At 44.5% G+C, this 20,929-nt stretch carries 20 protein-coding genes; 4 read left to right on the top strand and 16 right to left on the bottom strand.

Annotation, left to right across the window (positions count from 1 at the left end):
- Nucleotides 1-13 precede the first annotated feature (13 nt).
- The 14 genes from pgpA to R8N28_RS16605 all read right to left on the bottom strand — a co-directional run bounded on the left by pgpA (nucleotide 14) and on the right by R8N28_RS16605 (nucleotide 12,889).
- Nucleotides 14-520, bottom strand: a complete 507-nt coding sequence (gene pgpA / locus R8N28_RS16540) for a phosphatidylglycerophosphatase A (protein ID WP_053350269.1) — start codon at nucleotides 518-520, stop codon at nucleotides 14-16.
- Nucleotides 521-611: 91 nt separating this feature from the next.
- Entirely contained in the window at nucleotides 612-1,577 is a 966-nt protein-coding gene (gene thiL / locus R8N28_RS16545) for a thiamine-phosphate kinase (protein WP_053350268.1), read from the bottom strand.
- Nucleotides 1,578-1,655: 78 nt separating this feature from the next.
- Entirely contained in the window at nucleotides 1,656-2,123 is a 468-nt protein-coding gene (nusB, locus tag R8N28_RS16550) for a transcription antitermination factor NusB (protein ID WP_005381571.1), read from the bottom strand.
- Nucleotides 2,123-2,593: a 6,7-dimethyl-8-ribityllumazine synthase gene (gene ribE, locus R8N28_RS16555; RefSeq protein ID WP_005381572.1), complete on the bottom strand. Its 471-nt coding sequence runs from the start codon at nucleotides 2,591-2,593 to the stop codon at nucleotides 2,123-2,125. The genes nusB and ribE overlap by 1 nt, the downstream gene beginning before the upstream one ends.
- Before the next feature lie 169 nt (nucleotides 2,594-2,762).
- Nucleotides 2,763-3,872, bottom strand: a complete 1,110-nt coding sequence (gene ribBA / locus R8N28_RS16560; RefSeq protein WP_005381573.1) for a bifunctional 3,4-dihydroxy-2-butanone-4-phosphate synthase/GTP cyclohydrolase II — start codon at nucleotides 3,870-3,872, stop codon at nucleotides 2,763-2,765.
- 173 nt (nucleotides 3,873-4,045) lie between these two features.
- Nucleotides 4,046-4,699 carry a riboflavin synthase gene (locus R8N28_RS16565; protein ID WP_005381574.1) on the bottom strand — a complete coding sequence of 218 codons (654 nt, stop codon included), beginning with the start codon at nucleotides 4,697-4,699 and terminating at the stop codon, nucleotides 4,046-4,048.
- A gap of 8 nt (nucleotides 4,700-4,707) precedes the next feature.
- A complete protein-coding gene (gene ribD / locus R8N28_RS16570) occupies nucleotides 4,708-5,835 on the bottom strand; it encodes a bifunctional diaminohydroxyphosphoribosylaminopyrimidine deaminase/5-amino-6-(5-phosphoribosylamino)uracil reductase RibD (protein ID WP_025768890.1) in 1,128 nt (375 codons plus the stop codon).
- Nucleotides 5,836-5,842: 7 nt separating this feature from the next.
- A complete protein-coding gene (nrdR, locus tag R8N28_RS16575) occupies nucleotides 5,843-6,292 on the bottom strand; it encodes a transcriptional regulator NrdR (protein WP_005381578.1) in 450 nt (149 codons plus the stop codon).
- A 206-nt stretch (nucleotides 6,293-6,498) separates the two neighbouring features.
- Nucleotides 6,499-7,749: a glutamate-5-semialdehyde dehydrogenase gene (locus tag R8N28_RS16580; RefSeq protein WP_025768889.1), complete on the bottom strand. Its 1,251-nt coding sequence runs from the start codon at nucleotides 7,747-7,749 to the stop codon at nucleotides 6,499-6,501.
- Between the two features lie 17 nt (nucleotides 7,750-7,766).
- Nucleotides 7,767-8,906 (bottom strand): glutamate 5-kinase, encoded by a 1,140-nt coding sequence (gene proB, locus R8N28_RS16585; protein WP_005383771.1) that lies wholly within the window; start codon nucleotides 8,904-8,906, stop codon nucleotides 7,767-7,769.
- A gap of 121 nt (nucleotides 8,907-9,027) precedes the next feature.
- A complete protein-coding gene (gene crl, locus R8N28_RS16590) occupies nucleotides 9,028-9,417 on the bottom strand; it encodes a sigma factor-binding protein Crl (protein WP_005381584.1) in 390 nt (129 codons plus the stop codon).
- Between the two features lie 115 nt (nucleotides 9,418-9,532).
- Nucleotides 9,533-10,780 carry an esterase FrsA gene (gene frsA / locus R8N28_RS16595; RefSeq protein WP_005381586.1) on the bottom strand — a complete coding sequence of 416 codons (1,248 nt, stop codon included), beginning with the start codon at nucleotides 10,778-10,780 and terminating at the stop codon, nucleotides 9,533-9,535.
- Between the two features lie 91 nt (nucleotides 10,781-10,871).
- Nucleotides 10,872-11,336: an oxytetracycline resistance phosphoribosyltransferase domain-containing protein Tet(34) gene (gene tet(34), locus R8N28_RS16600; RefSeq protein WP_005381590.1), complete on the bottom strand. Its 465-nt coding sequence runs from the start codon at nucleotides 11,334-11,336 to the stop codon at nucleotides 10,872-10,874.
- A gap of 263 nt (nucleotides 11,337-11,599) precedes the next feature.
- Nucleotides 11,600-12,889 carry an NCS2 family permease gene (locus R8N28_RS16605; protein WP_005381592.1) on the bottom strand — a complete coding sequence of 430 codons (1,290 nt, stop codon included), beginning with the start codon at nucleotides 12,887-12,889 and terminating at the stop codon, nucleotides 11,600-11,602.
- Between the two features lie 1,023 nt (nucleotides 12,890-13,912).
- Between R8N28_RS16605 and R8N28_RS16610 the strand changes: the two genes are divergently transcribed.
- Nucleotides 13,913-15,385: an aminoacyl-histidine dipeptidase gene (locus R8N28_RS16610; RefSeq protein WP_065274230.1), complete on the top strand. Its 1,473-nt coding sequence runs from the start codon at nucleotides 13,913-13,915 to the stop codon at nucleotides 15,383-15,385.
- Between the two features lie 64 nt (nucleotides 15,386-15,449).
- On the opposite strand, the gene R8N28_RS16615 is transcribed toward R8N28_RS16610, so the two are convergent.
- Nucleotides 15,450-15,989, bottom strand: coding sequence for a DUF3332 domain-containing protein (locus R8N28_RS16615; RefSeq protein ID WP_005381596.1), 540 nt, complete (start codon nucleotides 15,987-15,989; stop codon nucleotides 15,450-15,452).
- Nucleotides 15,990-16,319: 330 nt separating this feature from the next.
- Between R8N28_RS16615 and R8N28_RS16620 the strand changes: the two genes are divergently transcribed.
- The 3 genes from R8N28_RS16620 (at nucleotide 16,320) to R8N28_RS16630 (ending at nucleotide 20,396) form a co-directional block, all read left to right on the top strand.
- Entirely contained in the window at nucleotides 16,320-17,387 is a 1,068-nt protein-coding gene (locus R8N28_RS16620) for a succinylglutamate desuccinylase/aspartoacylase family protein (RefSeq protein ID WP_054576939.1), read from the top strand.
- 263 nt (nucleotides 17,388-17,650) lie between these two features.
- Complete coding sequence (locus R8N28_RS16625) at nucleotides 17,651-19,837, top strand: TonB-dependent receptor domain-containing protein (protein ID WP_065274229.1); 2,187 nt, start codon at nucleotides 17,651-17,653, stop codon at nucleotides 19,835-19,837.
- 118 nt (nucleotides 19,838-19,955) lie between these two features.
- Nucleotides 19,956-20,396: a hypothetical protein gene (locus R8N28_RS16630; protein WP_005381599.1), complete on the top strand. Its 441-nt coding sequence runs from the start codon at nucleotides 19,956-19,958 to the stop codon at nucleotides 20,394-20,396.
- A gap of 90 nt (nucleotides 20,397-20,486) precedes the next feature.
- Here the strand turns inward: R8N28_RS16630 and R8N28_RS16635 are convergent, their stop codons facing one another.
- On the bottom strand, nucleotides 20,487-20,795 hold the full coding sequence (locus R8N28_RS16635; protein WP_025998700.1) for a DUF3622 domain-containing protein: 309 nt from the start codon (nucleotides 20,793-20,795) through the stop codon (nucleotides 20,487-20,489).
- Nucleotides 20,796-20,929 lie beyond the last annotated feature (134 nt).

Consider the following 20,929-nt stretch of genomic DNA (forward strand, 5'->3'; position numbering starts at 1 on the left):
TTACGGTCAACGTTTAATTCATCCAGCCCGCATATTTTGCGACTAGAAACAGGGCAACACCGGCCATAACTCCCGCCACGATATCATCAACCATAATACCCAGCCCACCGTGAACTCGCTTATCTAGCCACCCAATTGGCCAAGGTTTTACCATATCGAAAAAACGAAACAAGATGAAGCCAGTGATCAACCACTTCCATTCAGTGAGTGGAATATTCAGTGCAGGTACAATGCTCATCGTAATCCAAAAGCCCGCAAACTCATCCCATACGATTGAACCATGATCATGTACTTTCATGTCTGCAGAGGTCACTTGGCATATTTGAATGCCGATCACACACGAAATCAGAACAACAATGACATACGCCGTAAATGGTAATTGTGCCAACAACAAAAATAAAGGCACGGCCGCCAGTGTGCCCATTGTTCCAGGGATAAACGGGGATAATCCACTGCCAAAACCCGTCGCCAATAGATGCCACGGGTTCTTTAATGAAATCAGAGAAAGAGGGTTGGTCATATCCTTAAACCTATACTGCTAGTTTGGTTTCAATCGTCATGCCTGCGAGTTACTCAATAGTAACAGGCTCTTGGCTAGAGCTTAGCTCAGATCATTTAAAGTGGTCGAAGCCACTTAAGTCCCAATCAAGTGGTTGATTGTTATCATGCAGCTCGAAGGTTCCATTTGGTCGGATTTGACCAATACATGTGACCTTACAGCCAGTATGAGACAAAGCGCTTTGTAACGAGCCTCGATTTTGCTCCGGCACGGTAAAACACAACTCGTATTCTTCGCCACTTGCTAAAGCATACTTCTGCGCGCTGATCTTATCATCTAAAAACTGGACTAATTCTGAAGAGATCGGTAGCTGAGAGACATCAATACTCACCCCAACCTGAGATCGCTGTAAAATGTGCTTAATATCAGAGATTAAACCATCTGAAATATCTATCGCCGAAGAGGCTAGGCCAACCAGAGCCTGACCAGCGAGCACACGAGGAGAACTAAGGTAATGAGCTCGCTCTAGTGCTTCCGCGCCGGCTCTACTGCGCAGAGAGTCATCTAGAATCACATCCAAGCCAGCTTTTGCATCGCCAAGGTTTCCCGTTACGTATACCCAATCCCCAGGCTTGGCGCCGGATCGCGTGAGCGCTTTGTCTTCAGGTACAAAACCTTGCACCGTCAGTGTCAGACACAATGGGCCTTTGGTGGTATCACCGCCTATTAACTGAATACCATAGTAATCAGCCAGTTCGAAAAATGCATCACAGAAAGGTGCAAGCCATTCTTCATCTGGCTCAGGCATCGTTAATGCAAAGCTCACCCACGCAGGCGTTGCGCCCATCGCCGCCAAATCACTGATGTTAGAAGCCAATGCTTTGTGTGCGACCCATGCTGGGTTCGCGTCGGCTAAGAAATGCGTTCCAGCTACCAATGTATCCGTGCTAATCGCAATCTGAACATTAGCTGGCGCTTTGACCAAAGCGCAATCATCACCAGCGGCTAGATGGACATCTTTACGTTGGCTCTGACGACCGACGAAGTATTTGTCTATCAGATTAAATTCACCAGACATAATTCACTTACTTTTTGATGTAAAAGCTTTTGATACAAAAAAGGTCAGCATGTGCTGACCTTTTCATTGAAGAAATCGTTATTTCTTACGAATGTGAGGTGCTGCTTTATCAAGTACACCATTCACAAACTTGTGGCTATCTTCTGCTGCGAAAACTTTTGCAAGTTCAATCGCTTCATTGATAACAACTTTGTAAGGAACATCTTCGCGACGAGTCATCTCGTACATAGCAAGGCGAAGAAGAGCAAGTTCCATCATATCTAAATCCTGCATAGGACGAGAGATGTATGGACGAATTTTGCTATCTAGCTCAGCGTGGCTAAGTACAACACCGCTTAATAGTTCACGGAAGTAAGCTACGTCTGTCTCTGGAGCAGCAAGCGCTGGCTCAGATGCATGAAGTTCTTCTTCATCGTATTTGTCGCCAGACAAAAACTGTTCTTCAATCTTGGCAACATTCTCTTTAGTAATTTGCCATGAGTAGATCGCCTGTAGAGCGAATTGACGTGCGTTACGACGTGCGGCTGGTTTCACACTGGCCCCCATTAGGAATCAATTTCAGATAGTACATTAATCATTTCAAGTGCGCTTAGTGCAGCCTCTGCACCTTTATTACCAGCCTTGGTTCCTGCGCGTTCAATCGCTTGATCGATCGTATCAACAGTCAAAACACCAAATGCTACTGGAATGCTGAATTCCATAGACACTTGTGCTAGACCTTTGTTCATTTCACTACAAACATAGTCAAAGTGAGGCGTTCCACCGCGAATAACAGACCCTAGAGAAACAATAGCGTCGAATTTGCCAGTTTTAGCAACACGCTGAGCTACTAGAGGTAGTTCTACGGCACCTGGACAACGCACAACCGTGATGTTGTCTTCGCTTACTTGTCCGTGACGCTTTAGTGTATCGATCGCACCAGAAAGTAGGCTTTCGTTAATAAAACTGTTGAAACGAGAAATAACGATAGCAATTTTTGCATTTGGCGCTGGGAAGCCACCCTCGATCACTTTCATAAGCTTTCCTTTAACTCTATTTATAAGTGAAATATGTTCATCAAGTGAGAATCGCCGGATTCTAGCACAAATTTGTGAGCAATATCTAATGGAAATTGGAGGCAAATCACTGGTTCCTAGCCATTGACGAGTTAAGCACGTCAAAGACTAGGAACTTATTGTTCGGTTGTTACTCGCAGACGTACTCAACAACGTTCAGACCAAAACCACCTAACGCGTGGTACTTTTTGTTGGTCGATGACAGAAGACGCATATCATGTACACCGAGATCCGCAAGAATCTGTGAACCAACGCCAACACGGCGAGACGTGCCTTGTTTTTTAGCAAGCGTTGGTGCTTCACCTTTGTCTTGCGCTTCGAACATCTTCACGCGATGAATAAGTAGATCGGTCGATTCTTCATGGCCAAGAACAACCAGTACACCGCCCTCTTCACCAATGCGTTTCATTGCCTTATCTAGTGTCCAGCTGCGCTCTGCATTACGATCGCTACGTAGTAAGTCGGTAAAAACGTCTTGAAGATGAACGCGAACCAGTGGCGCTTTTTCTTTCAAATCGCCCTTGCACATTGCGTAGTGCACTTGGTTATCAATGGTGTCTTTGTACGTGACTAACGTGAACTCGCCAAACTCTGTCGGTAACTTGCACTCTGCCACACGTTCAATCGTTGTCTCAGTGTTATTGCGGTACTCAATTAGGTCGGCAATAGTGCCCAATTTAATACCGTGCTTCTCTGCAAAGATCTCTAGATCTGGGCGACGAGCCATGGTGCCGTCGTCATTTAAGATCTCAACAATCACCGATGCTGGCTCTAAACCAGCAAGACGAGCCAAATCACAGCCAGCTTCAGTGTGACCTGCGCGAGTCAGTACACCGCCGTCTTGAGCTGCGAGAGGGAAGATGTGACCAGGCTGCACCAAATCCGCAGCTTTAGCGTTTGGCGCGACTGCTGCTTGAACGGTACGTGCGCGATCTGCGGCTGAAATACCCGTCGTTACCCCTTCTGCTGCCTCAATCGAAACAGTAAAGTTGGTGGTGTATTGCGCATTATTGTCTTGCACCATTGGTGGCAGACCTAGACTTTCGCAACGATCTTTGGTCATGGTTAAACAAATCAGGCCACGGCCATAGGTTGCCATAAAGTTGATGGCTTCCGGCGTAATATGCTCGGCAGCCATGATCAAGTCACCTTCATTCTCGCGGTCTTCATCATCCATTAGGATGACCATTTTGCCTGCGCGAATATCATCAATAATTTCTTGTGGCGTACTGATTGGCATAGTCTGTTATCCCGTTATTCTAAATTTGTTATTGCGACAGCAATGAAAAATTACGTTGCAGTGAATGCTAGTTAGGTCAATAGTTTGAGCTTTGCATTAAGCAAGTCAATGAATCTCGCGGTGTTCTGTGAGTCTGCTCTTTATCGCATGCCTCACGCAGCCACTCCCAAGACTTATGCAAAACCGTTTTGCTGTAAAAAGTCCATCGTGATACGAGACTCGGCCTTATCTTCTTGTTGTCCTTGCAGTAAACGCTCCATATAACGCGCAAGTACATCAACTTCCAAGTTGACTTTGCGCCCCACTTGAAACTGGTCAATCGTAGTTTCTTCACTCGTATGAGGAACGATCGTCAGCTTAAAAGCATTTTTACGTAAGTCGTTGACGGTTAGGCTAATACCATCAACAGTAATCGAGCCTTTCTCTGCAACGTACTTGCTAATTTCCGCAGGCATTGCAACCCAAAACTCTATCGCACGGCCAACTGAATTGCGTTCGACAATTTCACCAACCCCATCGACATGGCCAGAAACGATATGTCCACCCAATCGCGTTGTTGGCAACATGGCTTTTTCTAGATTCACCTTATCGCCTACTTGGTATTCAGCAAACCCCGTTTTCTTCAAGGTTTCTAATGACAGATCAGCACTGTAATAGTGGCTTCCGAAGTCAACTACCGTTAAGCAAACACCATTGGTCGCAATGCTATCGCCTAACTTAACGTCTGACATATCAAGCGTACCCGTTTCAACCGTGACGGTGATGTCTTCGCCCTTCGGCGTAATCGCAGCTAACTTGCCAACTGCTTCTACTATTCCTGTAAACATACTATTTCTTATCTAATTTCATTACGTTTTATGGTGGCGGTGATGCGAATGTCTACCCCAACCATACGAACGTCTGTAATGTTTAAATCTATGACGTCAGCCATAGCGCTTAACCCTAAAGCACCGATAAGCCCCCGACCATCGCTGCCCATGAGTTTTGGCGCAAGGTAAACAATGAGCTCATCTACAAGATTAGCCTTTATCATCGCACTCGCTAGCGTAGCTCCAGCTTCAACCCATAAGTGATTGATATGGTGCTCATCAGAGATACGTTTTAATGTCGTTGATAAGTCAATTTGGTCAGCGCTGTCCAATAGAGGGATACAGTCTCCATCAGAGCGAACAATAACTCGCTCTCCATCGGTATGGAACAGCTTGAGCGCATCAGTTAAACGGTTCTGACGATCTAAGATTACACGTACTGGTTGACGAAGCTCTTCTTGTAAATACTGCGCTTGAACACTATTAGGTAAGTCATCCCAGCGCACGTTGAGTGATGCATTATCATCAATCACCGTTTTGCTAGTAGAAAGAATGCCACCACTCATTGCTCGATAACGCTGCACATCTTGGCGGGCCGTTGGGGAGGTGATCCATTGGCTCTGACCATTATTGAGTGCGCTTTGCCCATCCAAACTGGCCGCCATTTTTAATTGAACAAACGGCATGCCTGTACGCATGTACTTTATAAAACCAGGGTTAAGGGCAAGGGCATCTTGCTCTAACAAGCCGATTTGAACTTCAATTCCGGCATCACGTAACATCTGGATGCCGCGACCTGCAACTTTCGGGTTTGGGTCTACCATGGCGCAAACCACACGTGCCACTTTCGCTTTAATCAGCCCTTCGGCACATGGCGGTGTACGGCCGTAATGAGAGCAAGGTTCTAGCGTCACATAAGCGGTTGCACCAACTGCTTTTTCACCCGCCATGCGCATCGCGTGCACTTCGGCATGCGGCTCACCAGCACGATGGTGATAGCCTTCACCGACAATTTCTTCATCACGAACGATGACACACCCTACATTTGGATTAGGGGCGGTGGTATAAATGCCACGTTTCGCTAACTTAATAGCTCGTGACATCATGGCGAAATCTAAATCAGAAAACGCGCTTTCAGGAGTGTGTTGAGTCATGAGCTACTCAGTCTTCTAGGCGGGCAATCTCTTCGCCAAACTCGCGAATATCTTCAAAGCTGCGGTAAACGGAAGCGAAACGAATGTAAGCCACCTTATCGAGCTCTTTGAGCTGGTCCATGACTAAATTACCAATCATTTCACTCGGAACCTCTCGCTCACCCGTCGCACGCAGTTGTGATTTGATCATACTGATCGCTAACTCTATAGAATCGGCACTCACTGGGCGTTTCTCTAAAGCTCGTTGAATACCGCCAACCATTTTATCTTCATCAAATGGTTCACGGTTGCCATTCGATTTGATCACTTTAGGCATCACTAACTCTGCGCTTTCAAACGTAGTGAAACGCTCGCTACACGCCAAGCACTGACGGCGACGTCGAACTTGATGGCCATCAGCCACTAAGCGGGAATCAATAACTTTGGTATCGTTCTCGGAACAAAAAGGACAATGCATATCACCTCCATATCTATACCAAAATAACCTCATGAGCAATCACGGATAACCACGCGTTCATGGTTATACGGACTCTATTAAAGCTATTTGGGTATAACGCTTTCAAACCGAAATAAAAGCTCATGTAGTGTAGCGGAATTGGTATGTTAGACAAAACAAAAAGGGGCGCAAAGGCCCCTTTTTCACTCAAGATCTCGTCGAATGTGTTAACTGCGTGCTAAGTAGTTCGCTTTACCAACCCACTTGTAGCTAGTTAGCTCTTCTAAGCCCATCGGACCGCGTGCATGTAGCTTTTGCGTAGATACTGCGACTTCTGCGCCAAGGCCAAATTGCGCACCGTCTGTAAAGCGCGTTGAAGCATTCACATAAACCGCCGCCGAACCGACAGAATTGATGAACAGTTCTGAGTTTTCCAAACTATTGGTCATGATCGCATCTGAGTGGCTCGCGTTATGGACACGCATATGAACAATGGCATCTTTCACATCAGACACAACTTTTACACCAAGAGTGTAGCTCAACCATTCCGTATCAAAGTCACCTTCAACAGCATCGCGAATTTGTGTTGCTTGAGCCATCAGTGCTTTTGCCTTAGGCTCTGTCACGAAGGTCACTTTATCGTTCATGCGCTCTACGATCATTGGTAGGAATTGCGCTGCAATTTTTTCATGCACGAGCAGCGTATCTAATGAGTTACACGCAGATGGACGTTGAACTTTAGAGTTCTCAACCACATTCAGGGATTTCTCTAGATCAGCGGATTCGTCGACAAAGATATGGCTGATACCAAAGCCACCAATAATCACCGGAATCGTGCTGTTTTCTTTACACATTTTGTGTAGGCCAGCACCACCGCGTGGAATGATCATGTCGACGTAATCGTCCAACTTAAGCAATTGAGAAACAAGCTCACGATCTGGTTTTTCAATGTACTGCACAGAAGCGGCTGGAAGGTTCGCCTTTGCGAGCGCAGACTGAATAACCTTCACTAATTCCATATTCGAGAAAAAGGTCTCTTTGCCACCACGTAAAATGCTTGCGTTGCCGGTTTTCAAGCACAACGCTGCAATATCAATGGTTACGTTTGGACGCGCTTCATAAATTACGCCCACGACACCAAGCGGCACACGACGACGAGACAGTGACATCCCATTTTCCAGTACCTTACTGTCTATTTCGCTGCCTACAGGATCGTTCAAGCTAATGACGTTGCGAACATCATTCGCAATTGCAGTCAGTCGTTCTTCATTAAGCAAAAGGCGATCGAGCAGCGCATCGGTTAAACCCGCTTCACGGCCAAGTTCGATGTCTTTAGCGTTTGCCGCCAAAATAGCAGCAGAGTTTGCTTCTAGCTCATCAGCAATGATGGCTAATGCTTGGTTCTTTTGCGCAGTTGACGCTGTCGCTAATTCGAAAGCTGCATCTTTAGCAGCTTTACCCATATTCGTTAAATCCACTTTGCTTCCCTCTAATTCTATTCCTGAATGACGACCAAATCATCGCGGTGAATCACCTCAGAGCCATAATCATGCCCCAAAATAGAGATGATATCTTTACTGTGTTTACCAGTAATTTTAGTTAGGTCATCACTTGAGTAGGCGCTGATGCCACGAGCCACCAACTTACCGTGAGCGTTTGTTACACGCGCCACTTCGCCTCGTGCGAAGTCACCACTAACTTTGATGACCCCTTTAGCAAGTAGGCTACTCCCCTTGCCGACCACAGCATTGACTGCACCATCATCAATAACGATGTCGCCCGATGCCGCAGGTCCCGCTAGAATCCAGCGTTTACGGTTCTCTAAGGCTTCAGCGCAAGGTAGGAAGCGCGTGCCCTGAGGTTCAGCACTTAAAGAGTCAAAGATAACATTCGGCGCACTACCAGCAGCAATAATAACCTCGATACCTGCGCGGCGAGCGATGTCTGCGGCTTGCAGCTTCGTTGCCATACCACCAGTACCCAATGTTGTACCGCTTCCACCTGCGATTTTACGCAGCGTATCGTCGATGGTTTTTACTTCCTTGATAAGCTCTGCGTTCGGATCTTTGCGAGGGTCAGCAGTAAACAGACCTTTTTGGTCCGTTAAAAGCAAGAGCTTATCTGCACCACATAAAATGCCTACCAAAGCGGAAAGGTTGTCGTTATCGCCAACTTTAATCTCGCTAGTCGCAACGGCATCATTTTCGTTTACGATAGGAACAATATCGTTCGCAACGAGCGCATTAATAGTGTCACGCGCGTTAAGGAATCGCTCACGATCTTCTAAATCGGCACGGGTTAGTAGCATTTGGCCAATCTTGATACCATAAATACCAAACAAAGACTCCCATGTTTGAATCAAGCGACTCTGCCCCACCGCGGCAAGTAACTGCTTACTCGCCATCTCGTTGGGCAATGCGGGGTAACCAAGATGCTCACGGCCTGCTGCAATCGCACCAGACGAAACCATTACGATTGAATGGCCTTGTTTTTTAAGCTCAGCACACTGGCGTGCTAACTCAACCATGTGTGCACGGTCGAGTGCCAGAGTGCCGCCTGTCAGCACACTTGTACCCAGTTTCACAACGACAGTTTGTGGTTGTGAAACAACTGCATTTTGTTGATTCGTTGTCATGATGTCTTCTGAAGTGAAAAACAAATAAAGAGAGGATGTTTTAACAATCAAATAGGGAATTAACAAGAGAAAAGGTGCGTTTTCGCACCTTTTTGTTTGGTATTAAATGAAAACAACCAAATTAAGCGAAATCGAAAGACTCCGTGTGATATTCGACTTCTAATTTGAAGTGTTCTTCTAAAGTATCAACCAGCTTTTGATGGAATGTGCTCTGCGTGAGATACACTTCCTCTACCACTTTTTTGGGAAGGGCTTCAGATACCCATTGCCCTTCTTTGTTGTACTTGCCAATATGATATTTAGCAGTAAAGCCTCCCTCGATGGATTCCAAATCCATCCACCAGCCCCAAAATTCACGCTTCTCAGGCGATTTTTTGTCGTCTACACATACAGATAAACAATCAAAATAATAGCGCCCTTCTTGCGATTGTGGTTCGCGCAGGTAAGGCCCTATCGCCTTCAACTTTGACATCAAGCGAAAGTGAGTCGGGCCCTGAGTCGTCTCTGACATATGAATCTCCGTTTTCATAGTTAAAAGTAAACACCCAAGAATGATTATTATTTTTAATTATCATGAGCTTATTTTTTGCTCAGATATATCACTCTTAACTAATTTAGGAGAATTGTCACCCTAATAATTCATCTTCTAGCCACTTTATGGCTAAATCGAGGGATTGCTCATATCCTTTTGTAATTGTTTTGGAACTGATTTTTTTCGCTCTACCATACTGGCTAAATAGAGCAACAAGTTGATTATCACTGTGTGGCGACACTGGATCGCCTTCAAGACTCAAAGCCAAAATAGGCACTTTGGTTTTTCGACTGCTCAGGAAGCCCTGAACCTTCAATGACCACGCCATCATCTGACCAGCCATGCTATTAATATCAACCGCATTTTTCCCCAAACGGGAAGCCAAAAGATCTAAATACATCTTCGGCATTTTTTGTAACTTCTGAGGGGAAGTAAAAATATCATGTACGGGCGCGCCTAGAGCGACACAAGCTTTGATCTTTTCCTGCTCGACAAAAGAGAGTCTGATCATGGCATTACCACCAAAACGAAACCCAACTAACCCCACTTTGTGATGATCAACCCAAGGTAGCGAGTAAAGCTCATTCAATACCGCTTGATGTAGGCAACTTGAATTCTCGGTCAAGGGCCAATGAGAGCTATGCCCTACCGAAGGCATGTCTACGGTTAACATCGCAATATCTCGCGGTGCAAGACGATTACGGAACAAACGCCACATGTCGGTTTGTAGAGTATCCAAACCAGCGCTCACCATGACCACAGGCAACTGTTTATCCGTTCTTGGTAAATGGAGGTTCGCGATGATTTTGCGATTTTGGTAAGGCACTTCAATTTGCTTGATGGTGTACTTAGTTTTTTCTGCGCCGTCAGAATACGCTTTGTTTGCCAGTACTTGAGCCTGCGATGCCAAGTTATCATTTTTTAAATGTGGGTAGCCTGCAATACTAAAACACAAAGAAGCAGTGAAGAGTTCATCCGCTGCCTCTTCTCCTTGCATTTCATTTGCTCGCTTCTGATGATCCATACCAAGCTTGATCCACTCAAATGTCCAGTTACCACTGTGATAACCCATTACAGTGTCTAACCAATCATCATTGGTTCGCGAGTGAGATGATGAAGCAATTTTGGACAGTACGCCTTCCATTTCGATCGGAGACAATCCTTGCCAAGCCCATTGCAAGCGACGCAAATGACGATACCAAGCACGATCACCCTGCGCTTCTCGTTCATCAAGTATTTTTTTACTGGTCGGCATGTACTGGGTAAGCGCGGAGGTTTCTTTTGCTTGCTTATGTTTCACGAACAAAGTTTCGGAAAGATTTTTACTGACGTCTTCAGACATAGGAAGAACCCTAGGCTATTAGCATGATTTAATATCATAATAAAAAAAATGCCCCTATAAAGGGGCATTTCTCAATATTCTTTAACCGCGCTTATTTTTGCTTGCGGTTTACTGGCTCAGCATACTGGATTGACATATCCCAAGGCTGCTCGATCCAAGTGTCTTGAGCAATATCTACAACGTAATCATCCAGCAGCTCTTTGCCTGATGGTTTCGCACACACAGCGATCATTTTCGCTTTTGGATACATCTCACGTAGTTTGCGCGCTGTATCACCACTGTCTACTAGGTCTTCAACGATTAGGTAACCTTCGCCATCACCTTCAGGTGCTTTTAGTACCGTCATATCGCGCTGATGATCATGGTCGTAGCTTGAAATACAGATTGTATCAACGTAACGAATACCCAGTTCACGAGCTAAAATAGCGCCAGGAACCAAACCGCCGCGGCTTACCGCCCAAATTCCTTTCCATTGCTCAGCTGGCATTTGTTTCTCAGCCAGTTCACGGCAGTAAGTCTGCATTGCATCCCAAGTGATAATGAATTTTTTACTCATTGTAATAACCTAATAATTTGAAAATATGCATCCTCAAAATCTAGCGAAGTCACTCAAAAGCGGAATGCTCACTAACTTCTCCAAAATGTTTGGAGACGAGGATTTCAAGCTGCGCAAACGATTATTCTACCGAAACACACCGCTAATACCAACGGTGATATCAAAATTCTCTGCCTATTCCGCAGAAAAACCGTCTTCTGTGAACAACGTAAAAAAGAAAAAGCCAGCGTGAATAAATCCACACTGGCTTTTTGCTCGAGAAATTAACCGACGAGGTATTTAACGATGAAGATGGCTGACATCACCCATACACTCATCGACACTTCACGGCCCTTACCGCTGAATAACTTGATCGCCGCGTATGCGATAAAGCCTAACGTGATACCTTCTGCAATCGAGAATGTTAGCGGCATAACTAAACAAGTCACAACAACTGGGGACGCTTCAGTTAGGTCACGCCAATCAATGCTTACTAGCCCAGACAGCATCAAGATCGCCACATAGAATAGCGCACCTGACGTTGCATAAGCAGGGATCATACCCGCAAGTGGTGAGAACAATAGAGCAAGTAGGAAGAGTACACCAACAACCACGGCTGTTAGACCAGTACGCCCACCCGCAGCTACACCAGAAACGCTTTCAATATAAGATGTCGTGTTGGAGGTACCAAGTAATGCACCTACTGACGTTGCTGTTGAGTCTGCAAGTAACGCTTTGTTTAAACGAGGGATGTTGCCATTCTCATCAGTTAGACCAGCTTTTTGAGAAACGCCAACGAGCGTACCTGCGGTGTCAAATAAATCGACAAATAGGAAAGCAAATACGACGGAAATCATGCCTACTTCAAACAAACCAGAGAAATCCAGTTGCATGAAAGTTGGCGCAATGCTTGGTGGCGTTGACATAATACCGCCCCACTGCACATCACCAAATAGAAGACCAAGCGCTGTAACGCCAAGAATGGCGATCATCACCGCACCTTTCACACCACGGTGAACCAGTGCAATCGTAAGAAAGAAGCCAATCGCGGCCAATACAGATGGCAATGATGTGATCTCTCCCATAGAAACTAATGTCGCTGGGTTATCAACGACGATACCTGCATTTTTTAATGCGATAAACGCTAAGAAAAGACCAATACCAGCTGAAATACCTGTTCGTAGAGAATGCGGGATCGAGTTAATAATCCACTCACGGATCTTAAATACGCTTAAAAGAATGAACAGAAGGCCAGAAACAAATACAGCCGCCAACGCAACTTGCCACGTATAACCCATTCCCAATACAACAGAGTAAGTAAAAAATGCGTTCAGGCCCATTCCTGGTGCCTGTGCGATTGGGTAATTGGCAACAAATCCCATGATAAAACAGCCGATTGCGGCAGCAAGACAAGTCGCGACAAAAATGGCGCCACGGTCCATACCGGTATCCGACAGGATCGCTGGGTTTACAAAAATAATGTAAGCCATAGTTAGGAAGGTCGTAACACCTGCAATGATCTCAGTGCGCACATTTGTGCCATTTTCACTGAGTTTAAAAAGCCTCTCGAGCATGATCGAATCCTGTAAAGGTAAAAAGTAAACGGTTGCGTAATCGATTGGCGGGAATTATAAAGTTATCAAATAGCAAATTCTAGATAGAATCTTCACTCTAATGCGTTTTTTTTCTTTGGATATGAAACACATTCTCTAATCTATCATAGCAAGCAAAGAAATATATTCTTATAAAACAATAGGTAACCCAGATAACACAGTTCTCTAAAAGAGAATAAAAACTGAGCAATGTACTAAACTTTCAGATGAAAAAGGCCCATTTTAAACATGGTATCTAACAGATTTGATGGAAAAGTCGATAAAACCGAAGAATGGGGAATAGAAGAAGGCTTTGATGGCAATAAGTGAGTCAGGAAGAGAAAATAGAGATAAAAAAACGCCACCCAATTTGGGTGGCGGTGAATCATGTCAGCACTATCACTGAAAAAAAATTCCAATTTATAGGGGTGAACAAACTGTTCGAGTCACATGCGTTGACTTCACTTAGTAGCCAAAGCTTGTTGGGTATACAAAGTTACCGGTGTAAACAGACTTGCTATTCCAGAACATTGTACTTGGTAAACCTTTCATAACTATCACCTTTTAAATCAATTAAACATTCGTTGATTTCTCGGTTCCTTGGAGGCGATAAAACGGACTCATCCTTTGAGCATTTCATTCTTCTCTCAGAAGCTGGTTACAAATATACCACCAAGAAATTTAATTACAAGCATTTTAGTGATTGGAATCACAAAAAATGCACAAATTGACCTTTATCAAAGTTTACGTGTAATTAAATTACAATTTTATGAATTAAAAAATAAAGCCACTTTCAGAATATATGATAGAGAACACATAGTGCTTGTTATTGTATTCACAAACTGTGACAGTTCTGAGAGAAATCCTTGTGATCGCGACTACTCGTACTCTTTATCTGGTGGTATGCTAACGGCAATTTGAAGGCCAAGTCGTATAGCATTTAATGCTACCTTGATAATATTTTTACGGTATATATTTGGCAAAGCACATCAAAAGGAGTCATCCGTGTCTGAGTTCCATTCTGAGATCAGTACCTTATCACCTGCTCCACTTTGGCAGTTTTTCGATAAGATTTGTTCTATCCCTCATCCATCGAAACATGAAGAAGCATTAGCACAGTACATTATCAACTGGGCAACAGAGCAAGGCTTTGACGTTCGCCGTGATCCAACCGGTAACGTGTTCATCAAAAAGCCCGCGACACCAGGAATGGAAAATAAGAAGGCTGTTGTACTTCAAGCACACATCGACATGGTGCCGCAGAAAAACGAAGACACTGAACACGACTTCACCAAAGATCCAATCCAACCTTACATCAATGGCGAATGGGTAACTGCGAAAGGCACGACGCTTGGTGCAGATAACGGTATTGGTATGGCTTCTTGCCTTGCTGTATTGGCATCTAAAGATATTAAGCACGGTCCACTCGAAGTTCTGCTGACGATTGATGAAGAAGCAGGCATGACTGGCGCATTTGGCCTTGAAGCTGGTTGGTTAGAGGGTGAGATTCTTCTAAATACAGACTCTGAGCAAGAAGGCGAAGTCTACATGGGTTGTGCAGGTGGCGTTGATGGCACCATGACTTTCGATATTTCTCGAGAATCAACGCCTGCAGGTTTTGTAACACGCCAACTGACGCTGAAAGGCCTAAAAGGCGGTCACTCAGGTTGTGACATTCACACAGGTCGCGGTAATGCCAACAAATTACTTGGTCGTTTCCTTGCCGGTCATGCTCAAGAGCTTGATTTACGTTTAGTCGAATTCCGTGGTGGTAGCTTACGTAATGCAATCCCACGCGAAGCGTTTGTTACTGTCGCGCTTCCTGTCGAAAACCAAGACAAACTTGCTGAGCTGTTCAACCACTACACTGAGCTGCTTAAAACTGAATTGGGTAAAATCGAAACAGGTATCGTAACCTTTAATGAAGCGATCACGACTGTCGCGCAAGTATTTTCAATCGCCGATCAGCAACGATTCATTGCGGCACTTAACGCTTGTCCAAACGGCGTAATCCGTATGAGTGATGAGGTGGAAGGCGTTGTTGAAACTTCTCTAAACGTTGGTGTGATCAGCACAGAAGAAAATAAAGTCACCGTGCTTTGCTTGATTCGTTCTCTCATTGACTCTGGCCGTAGCCAAGTGGAAAGCATGCTGCGCTCGATTACTGAGCTAGCAGGCGCACAAATTCAGTTCTCAGGCGCTTACCCTGGCTGGAAGCCAGATGCAGATTCCGAGATCATGGCAATTTTCCGTGATATGTATGAAGGCATTTACGGTCATAAGCCGAACATCATGGTCATCCATGCTGGTCTTGAGTGTGGCCTATTTAAAGAACCATACCCACACATGGATATGGTTTCTTTCGGTCCAACAATAAAATTCCCTCACTCTCCAGATGAGAAAGTGAAGATTGATACTGTTCAGTTGTACTGGGATCAGATGGTCGCGCTTTTAGAAGCGATTCCAGAGAAAGCATAATTCAATCACGAAAAATGACAAAGGGTGCCATACGGCACCCTTTTTTTGGTTTAGTTGAACCCAACTACACACGGTTTTGCGCGTAAGCGGCTAATTCATCCATTGAGGTTTGTGCAGCAACTTCACCATCAATGTAGTAAGTAACAAACTCACCATCGCGTACACCCATGAGTGTCGCCTTTTCACCGTTACTGTAAGTAATATCCATTTGAACAGTGTTCTCATCGATTTGCTGCATTCGCCCCTGCTCAATGACACGGTTATCCGCTAATGGTGCGATTGGTGCCGTCGTTAACGACTTATCTAACTGGTGATTGACATCAATGTAAGTATCTACCTTTGTATCGAAGATATGTGGCTTACCATTTAACGGGTTCTTACCCGTCCAAAATTCTAGAGAGTTAAACACGATATAATCCGCTGCGATCGCGACACCATAAACAGGCGCTAAAAGCATATTTAGGCCACCTCGAGCGTAACGGTTGTCAACAGCTTTCAAGTTAAACCCCATGACATAACCTGTCACGGCATTACTACCTACGCAACCTGAAAGTGAAACTGCTACCGCAGTCAATGCACCAATTTTAGCAATTGCCTTTTTCATCAAAACCTCTAGTTAGAAAGTGTGAAACCTCAAATTCGGCGCGGATATTATCGGATAAAAAGTAGGGTTAAAAGTCCGTTTTTTTGTCCTCCATGAACAGTATTATTTTTAATACAGTCACATTTTTTAAGGCTATTATTGCGCTCTCTTCTCTATGGCTTGTTATGTATTAAACTGATAGAAAAGATCATATTGAAAACAAAAACTTCACACATACCAAAATTTCACGCATGACGATTAAAGTAATTTGTCGTGTCCTTAATGAGAATGATTAGTGCGATTTTGCAGCAATTGTTACATTGCTGATGACGCATTTGACAGAGATGGTTTATGGCCAGAAGTAAAAAAAGCAAAGTGTTTGAGCTCTTAGGACATCAAATACAACCAGGGCAACGATTAGAGATCGAATTTGAAGCAGCGAAGCTATATACACATTCGCCTTTATCTATTCCTGTGGAAATAATCCATGGGAAACAAGAAGGACCAGTTTTAATGGTGAATGCTGCTATCCATGGTGATGAGCTTAATGGCGTAGAAATCGTTCGTCAGATCATTAACCAACTGGATCCACAAAAACTGAAAGGCACTGTCATTGCAGTACCTATCGTTAACGTTTTTGGTTTCATCCATAAATCTCGTTACTTGCCCGACCGACGAGATCTCAACCGTTGCTTTCCTGGCAGTGAAAAAGGCGCACTTGCATCTCGTATGGCACACGGGTTCTTTAACAACATTGCCAAGCGTTGTGACTACATTTTGGATCTACACACAGGGGCCATTCATCGCACGAACTTGCCACAGATCCGCGCAAACTTAAGCAACCCAGAAACTCTGCGTATTGCTCAAGCATTTGCAACGCCAGTGATTGTTGATTCAGCATTGCGTGATGGCTCTTTACGCAGTGAAGCAGAAAAATGTGATATTCCAGTGCTCACCTACGAGGCTGGCGAAGCATTGCGCTTTGATCCACTTTCGATCAGCGCTGGTGTGTTCGGGGTTCGGCGCGTAATGCAAGCCATTGGTATGTTGCGAGCGAGCAGGAAAAAGCTGCCTGAGCCTATCATAGCGAAGTCCACCAGCTGGGTTCGCGCGTCAGGTAACGGCATTTTGCGTACTGTCGTTAATCTGGGAGACAAAGTAGAACAGGGTGAAACGCTCGCTTATATTAGCTCTCCTCTTGGTCATGATGAGATAGAACTAAAAGCCCCGAAGCGTGGTTTAGTTATCGGTCAACAAACATTACCATTGGTGAACGAAGGCGATGCAATTTTCCACCTTGCCTATTTTAACCAAGGTGATAATGCTTTAGAGCAAGCAGTCGAAAGCTATATTGAAGGCCTCACTGAATTCGATGCCGAGCCGCTGACCACCGGACAGATACCGTTAGAAACTCAGTAATTCCTACCAAGTAGGCGCCTGATTAGCTCAAAAGGAGCAACAGTGCTCGCACTATCTTGTTTAAAGCCAATAAGCTCAGCGTCCATGATGCTGGGCTTTTTGTTTTATGTACGCTAACGATACTTATCGTAGTTTCCACGAATGGATAAAAAACTTTACAATCCGTCGCAAAAACACATTTGATAATTAATCTCATTATCATTTATTAATCGTAATAATGTTCTTATAATCCGAGCTTCATAAAAACACTATAAATCATCAATATGAAACGATTAATAAGTCATCCATTCAAAGTAAATCTCATTTCACTAGCTTTGCTCTTCCCTCTTTATTCATATGCTGAGACAACGCCAAATGAAGAGCTTGAAGTCATAGGCGTTCGTTATGCCAAACCTATTACCATTGCTGAGCCTGCGCAAACCACCATTAATTGGTCAGAGATTGAAGAGCAACAGTACTCTAATTTTGCCTCAATGATCGATGCCGTTCCCGGTGCATCATTAGATGGTGGCGGTCGTTCTGGTGGCGAACGTATTAACATTCGTGGTTTTGATGATCCAAGCGATATCGCCGTGTTTGTCGATGGCGCTCCAATTGGCTTTCAACAATACCGCTACGGTACCTTCTTTTTTGATCCGTTCTTAATTGGCGAAGCAGAAATTATCAAGGGCGCGCACGACTATCGAGCACTCAACGGGAAGTTTGGTGGCTCCATTCGCATTAAAACCAAAAGTGTCGATGATCTCCTGTACGGCGAAAGAAACTTTGGTGCTCGCATCTCAAGTGCATACAACACCAACGGCGATGAGAACGCCTACACGCTAACACTCTATGGTAAAAACGATACTGGTTTTTATTTTCTAGCGAATGGCTCGGTAAAAGATTCTGATGACATTAAAGTCGGAGGTGGTGAAACGCTAGATTACTCAGGTTATGAGCAAGAAAACATGCTCGTAAAGGTCGGTTATGAAAATAACGATCACGAGTTTGAAATTAGCCATACTCGCTACAAAGATGAAGGTCGTAAACCTTGGGCTAACCGCCGCGGAAAAATGCCTAACATCACCGAATACAATATCAAGAAATACGGCTCATTAGAAAAAGCCCAATACGCTTACACCGTCGATAACAAATACACGGACAACACCACGACCATCTCTTACCACTACATGCCGACTAACCCGTATATTGATTTCAATATCAAAATGGCACGTTCCGAAAACGATCGTCATTGGGTTCGCCCTGACGTAGCATTCGAGAAAATGTTCGTTTCTGTTGGCAGTTACGGTCATGAGTCATGGCTGAGTTACGAGCGTGACTACGTTGATGTGTTTAACCAAGCACAATTCGGAGACCACACTCTAATCACTGGGCTTCAATATCAAAAAACCGATAGAGACTCGTTAGTATTCAACGCATCATACGACAGTAATGAAGCGAAAAACTACGGTTGGTACACCCCTTACTACGAACCATCTGGCACGCAGTCAATTTATGCCGCTTACATTGCTGATCACTATCAAGCAACAGAGCGCCTAACAATCACACCTTCTCTGCGTTACGAATACATCAAGAGTGAAGGAAAAGGGAACGCAGCGCCGGATTATAATGATCCAGCTGCCGGACATAACTACACTGAAACGACGCATAAAGGCTTTAGCCCACGTTTGGATATCGACTTTGATGCGAGCAATAATACGCGTTTAAACGCCTCCTACGCCTACGCTTTAAAAGCACCAACCGTTGATAACATCTACTCAGTGCAATATGCGCGAGCTACCGCTACGGCTACTGCTTTGAATCTGGACGTGTCTCGTATCCATGCTTATCAAGCAAGCGTTATCAACTTAACGGAAGGGCTGGTGAACTCTCGCGATAACCTCGCAACAGAGTTAACTATGTTCTATAACGATGTTAGCGACACAGTTGATATACGAACGGGCGAAAACCTCGACAAAAATACTACTGAGTTACAAAGCTGGAATACAAACCTAGATGGCTTTAAAAACTATGGCTTTGAGCTAATTTCACAATACCGGATTGAAGATTTCTACAGTAATTTCTCAGCAAGTTACATTCGCGGCAAAAACAAAGGCAGCCTATCTGACTCTACAGGTTCAGATGATGATCATCCTGATGTACCGCCATTAAACATTAATCTGGGTTTAGGTTACGAATGGATTCCTGGTTTACGTACTGGCTGGGAAGTCCGTTGGTATGATGCGCAAACCAAAACCAAGGCAAGCGGTAACAATTTAAAAGTGAAATCGCCAAGTGAGCAATACACGCTACAAAACGCTTACGTGGTTTGGGAAATACAACAAGTCGAAGGCTTGAGCGTTGGCGCGGTTGTGAAAAACTTAACCGATCGTTACTACGAAGCATACCTATCTAATGGCGTGCCTTCGCCTGGTCGCGAAGTCAAACTGCACCTCACTTATCAATACTAACCATACCTAAAAGATGCAGGGCAGACATTAACTGCCCTGTTATATCGTATCCAATGGCCATAATTGCACGCCGTTTTATTTATCAGTATTATCATTTCCTTTTGCTTGCATACACATTATGAACAATCTAAAAACACGGCTTCTTCTGATTTGCTTCTTCCCTGTAGGTAGCCTAGCGCAAGCTTCTGAGAACATTGCAGACTACTTACAAGAGCAAAGCAAGCACCAAGTTTCAGAAGATTTTTACGCACAGCCAACAGCAAATAACCTGAATCTAGATGCAAAAACTAACTCTTTAACTTGGCACGAAGATGGTAAGCCGGATCACTGTCGTTACGCCAAGCAGCCCAAAGACGTCGCAACACATTTCGACTACGGTGAAGCAAACGATCTATCTGACGGCTTACAACACTTTGATTTACCGGAAAGACATTCTGCAAAGGTCAAATCGACACATCGCACTTATGCTAATAACCCTCACCTTCTTCCTGGCAATAAACAATTTGCAGCCCCTGAAGACGGCACGTTTAGCTTGTCCGTATCGTCGGATTGTTTTTAGCCGATATAAATAAAAAATGCCCTGAGACAAAACTCAGGGCATTTTCACTATTTGTTTGATGGGTAACGTCACCATCTCACCGATTTAAACTTATTCTTCGTCAGTGTCTACTTCGGTTTCACGTGCTTTGCGGGCTTCTTCTTTACGAACTTTTGCCGCTAGTTGTTCTGCTTCGCGCTCTTGACGTTGCGCTGCTTTACGCTCGTTACGAACCACTTGGTTTTGGATAAATCCAGCCAGTTCTTGTTCAGCCCAAGCTTGTGCTTTCTCTTCGCTGTCAAAGCCTGTTTCACGCTTTGATACTACAGTCTTACGAGATGTCACTTGGCGAGTGATTTCTGCGCTCCAGCCGTTACGTTTTTCAGTGACGCGGATAGCAAATTTTGGATTCTTAGACATTTCTTTCATTTCCTAAGGGATTTAGGGATCAATCAGGGATTCGGTCAACTTGATAACTCCATCTAAGCTGAGCTGTTTAACACCATCCCTTGGTAAGCGCGGTATTAGAGCATAAAAGTAATCTAAACGCTGCA

The organism is Vibrio sp. Vb1554, assembly GCF_033344235.1.